The sequence below is a fragment of the Roseateles sp. UC29_93 genome, assembly GCF_042695725.1.
GTDB classification, from domain to species: domain Bacteria; phylum Pseudomonadota; class Gammaproteobacteria; order Burkholderiales; family Burkholderiaceae_C; genus Roseateles; species Roseateles noduli_A.
In genome coordinates, this window is the sequence record NZ_CP170545.1 from 5,726,799 (window position 1) to 5,739,934 (window position 13,136).

Below are 13,136 nucleotides of genomic sequence, written 5' to 3' on the forward strand. Positions count from 1 at the left end.
CTTCATTTCCTCTCGAACGTCCTGCCCCGATGGCCTTTGCGAGCCAGATGATCGGCAAATCGCCGATCGGCAATGCGGATCAACTGCTCGTAGAACATCGCCTGGCTCCTACCTTGCTTCGCCCCTGCCACCAGCACGCACGCCTGTCGATCAGGATCAAACGCGAATGCAGCGCGCCACACTTCCTTGCCGGCATTTGCCGTAAATCGCAGCTCCTTCATGTTGGAAAACTTCGAACCATGAAGCGTGTCCACGTGCGGCCTACCTGTCATCGGTCCAGACAATTCGATCGCACCCGCCGCACCGACCAAAGCGTCTTGGACATCCAATTCCAGGGCTTCATATTCGGCGACGAATTCATCATGAAAGAAGACTTCCCATGCGCCGGGAGAACAATCGTATGAGGACAAAACCATAACCTTTGCGTGATATCACGTCAAGGTGATGGTAGGCATGCAATCGGCACTTGGGCGATCTTCTCCCCCGACGCCGACCCGGCTCCCTCTTCAGTGGGAAACAGGTCAGGATTCAGAAAGCAATCGGCACCAATGAAAAACGGGGCCGCAGCCCCGTTCCGTTTCGTGATGGCGAGATGCCTTACTTGCCGACCTGCGTCGGCATCGCCGGCGCCGTCGTGCGCTGGATCGGCTTCCAGGTCTTGAGGCGTTCGAGGACGCTCGCGACGCCCGCTTCGAGCTGCACATCACGTCCCGCGTTCACCGCCACCGGGTCCAGATCGACATCGATGTCCGGCGCGACGCCTTCGTTCTCGATGCGCCACTCGCCTTCCGGCGTGAAGAAGCGGAAGAACGGCACCACGAGGAAGCCGCCGTCGATCAGGCTCGGGTTCGCCGAGATGCCGATCAGGCCGCCCCAGGTCCGCTTGCCGATCAACGGGCCCAGGCCCGTGCGCTTGAACGCATAGGGCATGAAGTCGCCGCCGGAGCCCGCGTCCTGGTCGATCAGCATCGCCTTGGGACCGTAGATCGCGCCCGCGGGCGTGTCGTAGATCAGGCCGTCGCGGTCCTTCCAACTGCCCAGGTAGGCGCGGTTCAGCAGCTCCGTCACGTAGTTCGCCGCCTGGCCGCCGCCGTTGCGGCGGTCATCGACGATCAGCCCCGGCTTGTCCACCTGCGCGAAGAACATCCGGTTGAAGTGCTGGAAGCCCGGACCCGCCGTGTCCGGCATGTAGACGTAGGCGATCTTGCCGCCGCTCAGGCGATCCACTTCCTCGCGGTTGTGGTCGATCCAGGCCCACTGGCGCAGCCGGCCCTCGGTCGCGATCGGCTCCACGGTCACGCGGCGCGCGCCCTGCCCGTTCGCGTTGGCCGACACCGTCAGCTGCACCTGCTTGCCGACCGTGTTCTCCAGCTGCTGGTACAGGTTGTGCGCGCCGTCCACCGGCTGGCCGTTGACCGCCAGCAGGTAGTCGCCTTCCTTGACGCCCAGGCCCGGTGCCGCCAGCGGCGCCTTCAGGTAGGGATCCCAGCGGTCGCCCTTGAAGATCGTCTTGATGCGGTAACGGCCGTTCTCGACGCTGAAGTCCGCGCCCAGCAGGCCCACCGCGACACGCGCCTCCTGGTGCACGTCGCCGCCACCCGTGCGGTTGTGGCCGACCTGCAGCTCGCCGATCATCTCGACGAGCAGGTCGTTGAGGTCCTCGCGGCGCTGCAGTCCCGCCACCAGCGGCGAATAACGCTGGTACACGCCCTTCCAGTCGAGGCCGTGCAGGTTGGGGTCGTAGAAGAACTCCTTCTCCATCCACCAGGTCTCGTCGAAGATCTGACGCCATTCGGCGCGCGGATCCACGCGGGTCTTCAGGCCCGACAGGTCGATGCTCTTGGCGTCGATCTTCTCCTTGGCATCGGCGATCTCCAGGCGGCCGCCGCCCGGGCTCAACAGGATCTTCTTGCCGTCCGGGCTCAGGCTGTAGCCCTCGATCTGCGGCTTGACCAGCTTGGCCTTCTTCTCCTCGAAGTCGAAGCGGTACAGATCGCCCTTGCCGGCGTTGCCGGCCTCGGCGTCGATGGACACGCCCGGCTGCTTGCGCTCGATGTAGAACAGCGCGCCGTCGTCCGCGACGGCCAGGTCGTCGTAGCGCGCGGTCGACACCGGCAGGCCGACGATGCGATCCTTCAGGCCGGCGAAGTCGATGCGCACCGGCTTGACCTTGGGCTTCACGTCCTTGCCGTCGTCCTTCTTGCCGGACTTCCCGTCGTCCTTCGATTCCTTGTCGGCCTTGGCGTCCTTGTCGGCCTTCTCGCCCTTCTCGGACTTGTCCGACTTGTCGTCCTTCTTGTCCTCGTCCGCCTTCTTGTCCTTGCCGTCCTCGTCACCGGCCTTGGGCTCGAGCGGCGACTTGCCGTCCGCGCGCAGCACCGCCGCGTACAGGCCCATGCGCAGCGAGCGCTCCTGCGTGGACATGTCCAGGCCCACCTGAGCCGGGCCCGAGTTGATCGACGCGGCGAAGAACAGCACGTCGCCCTTGGCCGAGAACGCCGGCAGGTTGGCGTGGCTCAGGCCGTCGGTGACCGTGTGCTGCTGACCGGTCTGGAAGTCGGCGATGCGGACCTGGCTGAAGAAGTTCTTGCCCACCACCGTGTAGGCCAGGTAACGACCGTCGGGCGAGAAGCCGACGTCGAAGCCGGCGCGACGCTCGCTGCTGTCGATCTTCGCCAGCTTGCCCGACTGCGCGCCGGTCAACGGCAGCTGGTACAGGTTGAGGTGGTTGTCCTGCAGCACCAGCCGCGCGCCGTCAGGCGACCACGCGAGCAGCGTGTAGTAGCCGGTCTCCGGCAGCAGCAGCTTGCGCGTGGGCTTGTTGGCGGCCTGGTCGCCGAGCTGGTCGCGGATCACGACCTGGTGGCGCATGCCGGGCTCGTCGGAGACGTAGGCGACCTGCTGGCCGTCGGGGCTCCACAGGCCGTCCTTCTCGCGCACGCCGGAAGTCTGCGTCAGGTTGCGCACGACGCCGTCCTTCACCGGCACGGAGAAGATCTCGCCGCGCGCGCTCACCACGACGCGCTTGCCGGTCGCCGACAGCGACGCGCCGGTCATCGTCTTGGCGGCGTCCTTCCACTGCACGCGCGCCTCGTTGCTCGGTTCGTTCAGCGCGATGCTGAGGAAACGCGCGGTGCCGCCGTCGATGCCGACTTCCTTCAGCTGGCCGCCGGCCTCGTAGACGATGCGGCCGTCACGGCCGTCGGCGCTGCGCACGTCCCAGACGGTTTCCTTCGTCAGCTGGCGCAGCGCCTTGGTCCTGGTGTTGAACGCGAACAGGTTGGCCGCGCCGTCGTTGCGGTCGGAGATGAAGACGACCTCGTCGCCCATCCAGATCGGGTTGCTGTCGGTCGCGTTGACGTGGGGGATCTGCTCCCAGGTCTTGCCCTTGGGATCGAGGATCCAGATCGGCGGCGTCGTGCCGCCGCGGCTCTGGCGCCAGCCGCTCGGGCCGACGTACGCGGCCGCGTAGGGACGGTAGGCCAGGCGCGTGCCGTCGGGCGACCACGTGCCTTCGAAGGCCACGGCCTCCATCACCTTCTGCTCGAAGCCGCCGTCGACCGGCACTTCGAAGAGCTGTCGGCTGCGGTTGTTCAGCACCTCGCGGTTGGAGGCGAACAGCACACGCTTGCCGTCGGGGCTCCAGCCGGTCACCACGTCGGCGGCCGGGTGCCAGGTCAGGCGACGGGGCTGGCCGCCGCTGGCGGCGATGACGTAGACATCGGTGTTGCCGTCGTAACCCGCGGAGAACGCGATCCACTGGCCGTCCGGCGAGAAGCGCGGCGCGAACTCGGCGGCCGCGTGGCCGGCGAGCCGGCGCGGCTGGCTGCCGTCGCGGTTGGCGATCCACAGGTCGCCGCCGTAGACGAAGGCCAGATGGCGCGCGGACACGGCGGGCTCGCGCAGCAGCAGGGTCACGGCTTGCGTCGGTGCGGTCGTCGTGGCCGTCGCGGCGGCGGATGCGATGACGGCAGGCTGGGCCTGCTGAGCCTGTGTCGGGGCTGCCGCGATGACGGCGGTCAGACTCAGGGCCAGGGTGATGGCCTTGCTGAGGATGCTGGGTTGCATGAGCGTGATCGGCGGTGAAAACAGCGGGCGAGGATAGCCCTGCGATTTCACCGTGACGAAGCTCACCCCCGGGGTTTGCGCGCTCTGCGGGTCGGTGTTTTCCCTTTAGGTGCCGCCTGCCTGCCGCGACCGGGGCGTTGGCCGCTGGGGCATGGGGCCACAGGCGTCAAGCGCCTGAACCCCAAGCCCCACCGTCCCCAACCGCTCGTGGCGTACGACGTCTTGGCGGCTCGCTGTCTGCGTCGATCAGGCGGTGGTGGTCTTCGCGCGTGAGGCGCGCCATCCACCGTACAAAGCGATCAGGCCCGGGATCAGGATCATGGCCCAGATGATCTTGCTGAGATGGGTCTGCACGAACGGGATGTTGCCGAAGAGGTAGCCCGCCATCGTCAGACCGACGACCCAGATGACGCCGCCGGCGACGTTGTAGGCGGTGAAGCGGCTGCGGGTCATCGCCGCGACGCCGGCCACGAAGGGCGCGAAGGTGCGGATGAAGGGCATGAAGCGGGCGAGGATGATGGTGACGCCGCCGTGCTTCTCGTAGAACTCGTGCGCGGCGTCGAAGGCGCGCTTGTTGAAGAAGCGCGACTGCTCCCACTGGAAGACCTTCGGCCCGAAATAGCGCCCGATCGTGTAGTTGCACTGATCGCCCAGGATCGCGGCGACGAGCAGCACGGCGATCGCCAGCGGCAGGCTCATCATCCCGGTCCCGCACAGCGCGCCGACGACGAACAGCAGCGAGTCGCCCGGCAGGAAGGGCATCACCACGAGGCCGGTCTCGACGAACACGATCAGGAACAGCAGCGCGTACACCCACATGCCGTAGGCGGTGACGAACTCGGCGAGGTGCTTGTCGACATGCAGGATGAAGTCGACGAGGAAGTGCATCAGGTCCATGGGCGCGGATTATGGCGGGCGGTTCCCGGTCAACCGGTGACGAAACGCGAGATTGACCGACTCGAATTCGAGGAACTGAGCCTCGACCATCCCCTCCTGACCCTGGCCGGCGGCGGCGAGGTCGGCGCAACGGGCATGGGCGACAACTATCACTACACCGGCGAGAAGAGCTGGTACGAGTGCATGATGGATGGGATGACCGGCGGCGGCTACCAGAAGACCTTCCTCCAGGCGTTCGCGTCCTGCACCTTCTAAGCAGGATCAATGGGGGCCCGCAAGGGTGCCCCCTCTCAGGACACCTCATGAAAATGCTGAAAGCCGCCTTCCAGGCGCTGTTCGCGCTGGTTGAGACCGCCCTCGTCTACGTTGCCGTGCTTCACCTCATGGGCGCGCTGTTCCGCCTGCCATGGCGGAATTGGATCGACGACGCCGTCTGGGCCCGCGCGGCCCCGTCCGTATCGGCCGTTCTCTGCATGTTGGCCCTGTACCGACTCACGAGAAAACGGTATGCGCTGCCCATGCGGATCGCACGCGCGTCAGAGAGCCCGGAACGCTTCCAGCGCTGGTTTTCCGCAGTTGCACTGAGCACCGCGCCGGTTGTCCTCGTCATGGGCGTAGATCGCTTTGAGAGTCTGGAAACGTTCCACCTGATCTCCGCATCGGCATTGGTCGCTTCTCTCTTCAACGTGCTCTGGATCGCGTTGACCGAAGAGTTCATCTATCGCTACGTCCTGATGAGCCGATTGCTCCATCTCGGGGTGCCCATGCTCATCGCCGTTGCGATCCAGGCCAGCCTGTTCCTGTTGGGCCACGGGAAGCATGCCTTCATCGACCCCCACACCTCGGCGTGGTATCTGGTGGGCGGCCTCACCCTGGGAACCTTGTACGTCGCCACGAGGTCCATTTCCTGCACCGTTGCCTTGCATGTCGTCGTGGACATCTGCATCGCGCAGACCGGCCCTGCCTCCTATTGGCTGACGCAACGGGCGATCGATGCCATGCGCTACGACTGGGCGCACGTCGCCACTGGCATCTGGACACTCGCGCTCCTCGGCTACTGGTTCCATACGTCGCGAACCCGCGCGACGAGCCCGTACGACTTGGCGGGAAGGCACACCGTGCGGCTTCTCCGGTGACGCCCGGGCTCGACGGCGCTTTCGCCCAGGGGTGATTCCGCCGTACCTTCTACAATCGGGCCCCATGGACGACACCCTCGCCCCGACGGCGAACGCCGCGGCCGCATTCGACACCGCCGCCCCCGCGGGCCGGCGCGCGATCCGCGAACTCCCCGATGAACTGATCTCCCAGATCGCCGCCGGCGAGGTCGTCGAACGCCCGGCCTCCGTCGTGCGCGAACTGGTGGACAACGCGCTGGACGCCGGCGCCGGCCAGATCCAGCTCAAGCTGATCGCCGGCGGCATCCGCAGCCTCATCGTCGAGGACGACGGCCACGGCATCCCCGATGGCGAACTGCCCCTGGCCATCAAGCGCCACGCCACCAGCAAGATCGGCACGCTGGACGACCTCGAAGCCGTCGCCACGATGGGCTTCCGCGGCGAGGCCCTCGCCGCCGTTTCGTCCATCGCCGAACTGGCCCTGGTCTCGCGCTACGACGGCGCCGCCCATGCCTGGCGCCTGGAAGCCCGCACCGGCGAACTCAGCCCCGCCGCCCGCGCCAGAGGCACCTCCGTCGAAGTCCGCGAGCTGTTCTTCAACACGCCCGCCCGCCGCAAGTTCCTGAAGAGCGAGAGCACCGAGCTCGCCCATTGCCTCGAAGCGCTGCGCCGCCACGCGCTGGCCAGGCCCGACGTCGGCTTCGCCGTCTGGCACGAGGGCAAGCTGGTCGACCAGTGGCGCGCCTCCCCGTTGCCGCAACGGATCGCGGAAGTCCTCAACGAGGACTTCATCGCGCAGAGCCGCGAGGTGTTCGCCGAGGTCGGCCCGATGCGCATCCACGGTCGCATCGGCCTGCCCGAGGCCGCCCGCAGCCGCGCCGACATGCAGTACGTCTACGTCAACGGCCGCTACGTGCGCGACAAGCTGATCGCCCACGCGATCCGCTCCGCCTTCGACGACGTCCTGCACGGCCACCGCCAGCCGAGCTACGTGCTGTTCATCGACGTCCAGCCCGAGCTGGTCGACGTCAACGTCCATCCGACCAAGATCGAGGTCCGCTTCCGCGACGGCCGCGAGATCCACCAGCAGGTGCGCCGCGCCGTGGTGGCCGCGCTCGCGCTCTCGCGCAGCAGCGAGGAAAGCCAGCCGACCGCGGCGCCGCTCGCCACGACCGGCGAGCCCGCCGCCTCGCCGGGTCGCCAGCGCTGGACCGGCACGCCGGCCTGGGAACAGGGCGGCATGGCCGGTGCACCGGGCACCTCGATCGCATCGGGCACGGACGGACAGACTGCGGGCGACGCCGCTTCCGGCCAATTCGCCTACGAGCCGCCGGCCCCCTACACCGCGCCCTCCGCCCGGTTCGCCGGCCCCGAGGGCTGGCGTGCCCCGATCCCGACCCGCGCGCAGACGGCGCTCGCGCTGGAACAGGCCGAGGCGCTCTACGCTTCCGGTCCCAGAAGCGGCCTGCCGACCACGCCGGCCTCGGCTTCCGCGCTGTCGGCGCTGGGCGCCGCACCCGCCGCCCCGCTGCCGTCGAGCCAGGCCGGCGAATGGCCGCTGGGTCGCGCGATCGCGCAGATCCAGGGCATCTACGTGCTGGCCGAGAACGCGCAGGGCCTGATCATCATCGACATGCACGCGGCCCATGAGCGCGTGGTCTACGAACGCCTGAAGGCCGCGCTCGGCGAGACCCGCATCGACTCGCAGCCGCTGCTGATCCCGGTGACCTTCGCCGCGACGCCGGCCGAGATCGCCACCGCCGAGGCGCAGTCCGAGACGCTGCGGCGCCTGGGGCTCGACATCTCCCCGCTGTCGGCGAAGGTGCTCGCGGTGCGCGAACGCCCGGCGCTGCTGGCCGGCGGCGACGTCGTCGAACTCGCGCGCGGCGTGCTGGCCGAACTGGCACAGTTCGACGCCAGCCATGCGATCGAGCGCGCGCAGCATGAGATCCTCGCCACGATGGCCTGCCACGGCGCGGTGCGGGCCAATCGCCAGCTCACGATCGACGAGATGAATGCGCTGCTGCGCGACATGGAACGCACGGAACGCGCCGATCAATGCAACCATGGGCGCCCGACCTGGCGCCAACTGACCCTGCGCGACCTCGACGCGCTGTTCCTGCGCGGGCGCTGAGTCCGGGCGACTCGAACGCGCCCGCCCGTCGTCCGTTCCCTCGCTCCCCTCTTTTTCCGGCGGATCCCCGCAATTCACCCCGAAGCAGTACCGACATGGCCACGCTCAAACTCAACAAGAACAAACCGGCCGATGCCAAGTCGGCGGACGACAAGGGGCCGCGCCGCGCGCCGCTGCGCGGAAAAGGCGTCAACAAGCCGCGCCCGACGCTGGCACAAGCCCAGACCGACCGCGCCGAACGCGAGGCGGCGTTCCAGAAGCGCCTGGCTGAGGAAGGCCGTGAACGACGTGACCCGCGACGTGACGATCGCGGCCAGGACACCCGCGGCCCGCAGGGACGCGACGACCGCCGCGGCGGTCCCGGCGGCCGGCCACCGCGCGAAGGCGGAGGCTACGGCGACCGTCCGCGCTCGGATGACCGCCCCCGCTTCGACGGTGACCGTCCCCGCCGGGATGACCGCTACGGCGATCGTCCCGCCCGTCCTCAAGGGGATCGTCCGCAAGGCGACCGCCCGTATGGGGACCGCCCTCAGGGGGATCGTTCCTATGGCGACCGGCCGCAGGGGGATCGCTCGTACGGCAACCGTCCGCAAGGGGATCGTCCTTATGGCGACCGTCCTCAGGGAGATCGCCCCTACGGTGATCGCCCGCAACGCGACCGCGCCTATGGCGACCGGCCTCAAGGCGACCGTCCCCGGGGTGATCGGCCGTATGGCGACCGTCCCTCTGGCGATCGTCCCTCTGGCGATCGTCCCCAGGGCGACCGGCCTTACGGGGACCGCCCTCAAGGCAACCGCTCCTACGGGGACCGCCCGCGCGATGATCGCGGTGGCGACCGGGGCGGCGACCGCTATGGCCGCGGCAACGAAGGCTCGCGCTACGGGAACGGCCCCGGCGCCGGTCCGGGCGCCCGCTACGGCGACGACCGCCCGCGTCGCGCGCCTTACGGCGACCGCGATCCCGGCCACCCGTCCGACGTCCATGCCCGCGCCGAGCGCGAGGAGCGCGCCGAGCGCACCGACCGTCCGCGTCAGCCGGACGCGCCGCGCCAGCCCGCGCCGGTGCGCCTCGCCGACCAGGATGCCGGTGAGCGCCTGTCCAAGCGCATGAGCGAACTCGGCCTGGCCTCGCGCCGCGAAGCCGATGAATGGATCGAATCCGGCTGGGTGACCGTGGACGGCCAGCTCGCGACGCTCGGCCAGCGCGTCGGCCCCGACGCGAAGATCGAGGTCGACCCCGCCGCCCGCGAACAGCAGGCGCAGCGCGTGACCATCCTGCTGAACAAGCCGATCGGCTACGTCTCCGGCCAGGCCGAGGACGGCTACGAGCCCGCCTCGGTGCTGGTCAAGGCCGACACCCATTGGGGCGAGGATCCGTCCAAGATCCACTGGGCGCCGGGCCACGGCCGCGGCCTCGCGCCGGCGGGACGCCTGGACATCGACTCCACCGGCCTGCTGGTGCTGACCCAGGACGGTCGCATCGCGCGCCACCTGATCGGCGAGGACTCCGACGTCGAGAAGGAGTACCTGGTCCGCGTCGCCATCGAGAACGGCGATCCGGAGCAGGCCCCGCAGCACGCGCTCGACCCGCGCGCGGTCGCGATGCTGATCCACGGTCTGGAACTGGACGGCGTGCAGTTGAAGCCCGCCAAGGTGAGCTGGGCCAACGAGGACCAGCTGCGCTTCGTCCTGCGCGAGGGCCGCAAGCGCCAGATCCGCCGGATGTGCGAACTGGTCGGGCTGAAGGTGCTGGGCCTGAAGCGCGTGCGCATCGGCCGCATCCCGCTGGGTCAGCTCCCGCCAGGACAGTGGCGCTACCTCGCGCCCTGGGAGCGCTTTTGAGCGTTCCGTCGCCGGCGGCGGCTGACCGCGGCGCGAGCCCCGCGCCCGCGCTGCAGGTCGTCGCGCTGGCGATGCTGCTGGGGCTGCAGCCGGTCACGACCGACCTCTATCTGCCCGCCCTGCCCGGCCTGCGCGCCGACCTGCAGGCGGGCATGGGTGCGACGCAGCTGACGCTGTCCGCGCTGATGCTCGCGTTCGGACTCTCCCAACTGGTGCTGGGCCCGCTGGGCGATCGCTTCGGCCGGCGGCCGGTGCTGCTGGGCGGGCTGTCGCTGTACGTCGTCGCCGCGATCGGCGCGGCGCTGGCCTCGACGATCGAGGGCCTCGTCGCCTGCCGCGCGCTGCAGGGTCTGGGCCTGGCGGCGTCGGTCGTCGTCGCGCGGGCGATGCTGCGCGACTGGTTCGAGCCCCAGGAAGGCGCACGGATGATGGCCAAGGCGCTGTCCGGCCTCGGCGTCATCGCGCTGGCCTCGCCGCTGATCGGCGGCGTGCTCGCGGCCGGTCTCGGCTGGCGCTGGGCGATCCTGGCGACCGCCGTCTTCGGCGCCGCGACGCTGGCGCTGATCGCGCTGCGCGTCCCCGAAAGCCTGCCTCGTCCCGACCCCGCCGCGCTGCGTCCCTCGGGTCTCGTCGCCAACTGGCGGACCGTGCTCTCGAACCCGACCTTCCGCGCCTACGCGCTGCTCACCGCGCTCGCCTACGCGACGCTGTACGCCTTCCTCGCCGGCTCCAGCTTCGTGTTCATCGAGGTCCTGGGCCTGCGCCACCACGCCTACGGCGCGCTCGTCGCGGGCGGCGCCGCGCTCTACGTCACCGGCACGCTGATCTGCCGCCGCTGGCTGCGCACGCTGAGCATCGCCGACACCGTCGCGCGCGGCGCGTGCTTCACCGCGCTGGGCGCGCTGGGCATGGGCCTGGCCGCCTTCGTGCTGCCGCTGTCGCCGTGGGCGCTGATGATCCCGCACGTCGGCATCATGATCGGCCACGGCGTGCTCCAGCCCTGCGGTCAGGCCGGCGCGGTCGGGCCGTTCCCGCGCCAGGCCGGCGCGGCGGCGGCGCTGTCGGGCTTCGCGATCGCGCTCGCCGCCTTCGCCGTCGGCGCGTGGCTCAGCGCCAGCCTCGACGGCACCGTGACGCCGCTCGCCGCCACGATGATGGTGCTGGGCCTGTGCACCGCCACCTGCGCCTGGACGCTGGTCCGTCGGCACGGCCAGCCCTCGCCCCGATCCGCATGAGCGACCTCCGCCGCCCCGATACCGTGATCGACGCCGAGATCGACGCCGCGATCGACGCCAATCGCCCGGCGAGGCACGACCTGACCCCGCTCTGCATCGCCGGCCCGACGGGCTGCGGCAAGACCGCCGCGGCGCTTGCGATCGCGCGCCGCCAGCCGGTCGAGATCATCAGTGTCGACTCCGCGCTGGTGTACCGCGGCATGGACATCGGCACGGCCAAGCCGACGCCGGACGAGCTCGCGTCCGTGCCGCACCACCTGATCGACATCCTCGAGCCGACGGCGAGCTACTCCGCCGCGCAGTTCGTCCGCGATGCGATGCGACTCGTGCCGGAGATCCAGTCGCGCGGCGCGCGTCCGCTGCTCGTGGGCGGCACGATGCTGTACTTCAAGGCGCTCTTCGACGGCCTGTCGGAGCTGCCGCAGGCCGACCCCGCGCTGCGGGCGCAACTCGACGCCGAGGCCGCGCGCGACGGCTGGCCCGCGATGCACGCCCGGCTGGCGACGCTCGATCCCGAGACCGCCGCGCGACTGGCACCGCTGGACGCGCAGCGCATCCAGCGCGCGCTGGAGGTCTGCCTGCTCAGCGGCGAGCCGATGTCGGCGCTCTACCAGCGCCAGCGCTCGCAGGGCGTCGACTGGCCGCTGATCTCGCTCGAACCCTCGGACGAGGCCCGCGCCTGGCTGCATGCGCGGCTCGGGCAGCGCTTCGCGCTCATGCTGGAACAGGGCTTCATCGACGAGGTCCGCCGCCTGCGCGCGCGCGGCGACCTGCACCTCGGCCTGCCGTCGATGCGTTGCGTCGGCTACCGCCAGGCGTGGGAACTCCTCGACGCGAACGAGGCCGCGCCCGACCTCGCGGCGCTGCAGGAACTCGGCACCGCGGCCACGCGGCAGCTCGCCAAGCGCCAGATCACCTGGCTGCGCAGCATGCCGGCGCGCCGCATCGTGCCGGCCGAGGCGCCGGACGCGCTCGACCGGCTGATCGCACACGTCGACACGATCTGACCGGGCGCCCGCCAGGACAGGCGCCACAATCCCTCGATCGACCTCCGGCTTCTCCACGACGATCTGGAAGAGGGTTCCGACGATGGATGTCCCGCTCCTCACGGCCACCGGCCTGACCAAGCGCTACGGCGCGCAGACGCTGTTCGAGCACCTCTCGCTGACGCTGCAGCGCGGGGAAATGCTCGCGCTGCTCGGCGAATCCGGCAGCGGCAAGTCCACGCTGCTGAACGGCCTGGCCGCGCTGGAGCCGCTGGACCGGGGTCAGGTCGTGCTGCTGGGGCGCGACATCCTGTCGCTGGACGAATCCGGCCAGGCGCAGCTGCGCCGCGAGCAGCTGGGTTTCGTGTTCCAGGCCTTCCACGTGCTGCCGCATCTGAACGTCCACGACAACGTGGCCCTGCCCTTGCTGCTGCAGGGCAAGCCCGACGCGAAGCGCGTGGCCGAGATGCTCGACGCGGTCGGTCTCGCCGCGCAGGCCCGACACCTGCCGCGGCAGTTGTCCGGGGGGCAGCTGCAGCGCGTCGCGATCGCCCGCGCGCTGGTGCACCGGCCCGTGCTGGTGCTGGCCGACGAGCCCACCGGCAACCTCGATCCCGCGCATGCGGATCAGGTCATGCGGTTGCTGCGCCAGCAGTTGCTCGAGCAGAACGCGGCCTGCCTGCTGGTGACGCACTCGGCGCACGCGGCGGAACACGCGGACCGGCGGTTGCGGCTCGAGAACGGGCACCTCGTCGAGGCATGAGCCCGCAATGAGCCCGCAATGAGCACGCAATGAACTCGCGACACCACCGAAGCCGGCGATGAGTCCGCGATGCCCCCCGCCCTGCGCCCACGACGGG

Annotated in this window: 10 protein-coding genes; 7 read left to right on the plus strand and 3 right to left on the minus strand. The window is 69.7% G+C overall.

The annotated features are described in order from the left end of the window. Nucleotides 1-2: 2 nt before the first annotated feature. From ACFJIX_RS26600 to ACFJIX_RS26610, 3 genes are all read right to left on the minus strand, one after another. Nucleotides 3-410 carry a type II toxin-antitoxin system RelE/ParE family toxin gene (locus ACFJIX_RS26600; protein ID WP_377155626.1) on the minus strand — a complete coding sequence of 136 codons (408 nt, stop codon included), beginning with the start codon at nucleotides 408-410 and terminating at the stop codon, nucleotides 3-5. Between the two features lie 187 nt (nucleotides 411-597). Next, nucleotides 598-4,068, minus strand: a complete 3,471-nt coding sequence (locus ACFJIX_RS26605) for a PDZ domain-containing protein (RefSeq protein ID WP_377155628.1) — start codon at nucleotides 4,066-4,068, stop codon at nucleotides 598-600. 246 nt (nucleotides 4,069-4,314) lie between these two features. Further along, nucleotides 4,315-4,965, minus strand: a complete 651-nt coding sequence (locus tag ACFJIX_RS26610; RefSeq protein WP_377155629.1) for a DedA family protein — start codon at nucleotides 4,963-4,965, stop codon at nucleotides 4,315-4,317. Between the two features lie 36 nt (nucleotides 4,966-5,001). Between ACFJIX_RS26610 and ACFJIX_RS26615 the strand changes: the two genes are divergently transcribed. From ACFJIX_RS26615 to ACFJIX_RS26645, 7 genes are all read left to right on the plus strand, one after another. Next, nucleotides 5,002-5,220: a hypothetical protein gene (locus tag ACFJIX_RS26615; RefSeq protein WP_377155630.1), complete on the plus strand. Its 219-nt coding sequence runs from the start codon at nucleotides 5,002-5,004 to the stop codon at nucleotides 5,218-5,220. A gap of 47 nt (nucleotides 5,221-5,267) precedes the next feature. Beyond that, entirely contained in the window at nucleotides 5,268-6,101 is an 834-nt protein-coding gene (locus tag ACFJIX_RS26620) for a CPBP family intramembrane glutamic endopeptidase (RefSeq protein WP_377155632.1), read from the plus strand. Nucleotides 6,102-6,165: 64 nt separating this feature from the next. Beyond that, complete coding sequence (mutL, locus tag ACFJIX_RS26625; protein ID WP_377155633.1) at nucleotides 6,166-8,214, plus strand: DNA mismatch repair endonuclease MutL; 2,049 nt, start codon at nucleotides 6,166-6,168, stop codon at nucleotides 8,212-8,214. 95 nt (nucleotides 8,215-8,309) lie between these two features. Then, on the plus strand, nucleotides 8,310-10,055 hold the full coding sequence (locus tag ACFJIX_RS26630; RefSeq protein ID WP_377155635.1) for a pseudouridine synthase: 1,746 nt from the start codon (nucleotides 8,310-8,312) through the stop codon (nucleotides 10,053-10,055). Continuing rightward, nucleotides 10,052-11,290: a multidrug effflux MFS transporter gene (locus ACFJIX_RS26635; protein ID WP_377155637.1), complete on the plus strand. Its 1,239-nt coding sequence runs from the start codon at nucleotides 10,052-10,054 to the stop codon at nucleotides 11,288-11,290. Before ACFJIX_RS26630 ends, ACFJIX_RS26635 begins: the two co-directional genes overlap by 4 nt. After that, nucleotides 11,287-12,297, plus strand: coding sequence for a tRNA (adenosine(37)-N6)-dimethylallyltransferase MiaA (miaA, locus tag ACFJIX_RS26640; protein ID WP_377155639.1), 1,011 nt, complete (start codon nucleotides 11,287-11,289; stop codon nucleotides 12,295-12,297). Before ACFJIX_RS26635 ends, miaA begins: the two co-directional genes overlap by 4 nt. Nucleotides 12,298-12,379: 82 nt before the next feature. Continuing rightward, nucleotides 12,380-13,039: an ABC transporter ATP-binding protein gene (locus tag ACFJIX_RS26645; protein WP_377155641.1), complete on the plus strand. Its 660-nt coding sequence runs from the start codon at nucleotides 12,380-12,382 to the stop codon at nucleotides 13,037-13,039. Nucleotides 13,040-13,136 lie beyond the last annotated feature (97 nt).

Excerpts from the sequence above, each read along its gene's own strand:
- ACFJIX_RS26610 (WP_377155629.1), bottom strand. The coding sequence starts at position 4,965 with ATGGACCTGATGCACTTCCTCGTCGACTTCATCCTGCATGTCGACAAG.
- ACFJIX_RS26645 (WP_377155641.1), top strand. The coding sequence starts at position 12,380 with ATGGATGTCCCGCTCCTCACGGCCACCGGCCTGACCAAGCGCTACGGC.
- miaA (WP_377155639.1), top strand. The coding sequence starts at position 11,287 with ATGAGCGACCTCCGCCGCCCCGATACCGTGATCGACGCCGAGATCGAC.
- ACFJIX_RS26605 (WP_377155628.1), bottom strand. The coding sequence starts at position 4,068 with ATGCAACCCAGCATCCTCAGCAAGGCCATCACCCTGGCCCTGAGTCTG.
- ACFJIX_RS26630 (WP_377155635.1), top strand. The coding sequence starts at position 8,310 with ATGGCCACGCTCAAACTCAACAAGAACAAACCGGCCGATGCCAAGTCG.
- ACFJIX_RS26620 (WP_377155632.1), top strand. The coding sequence starts at position 5,268 with ATGAAAATGCTGAAAGCCGCCTTCCAGGCGCTGTTCGCGCTGGTTGAG.
- mutL (WP_377155633.1), top strand. The coding sequence starts at position 6,166 with ATGGACGACACCCTCGCCCCGACGGCGAACGCCGCGGCCGCATTCGAC.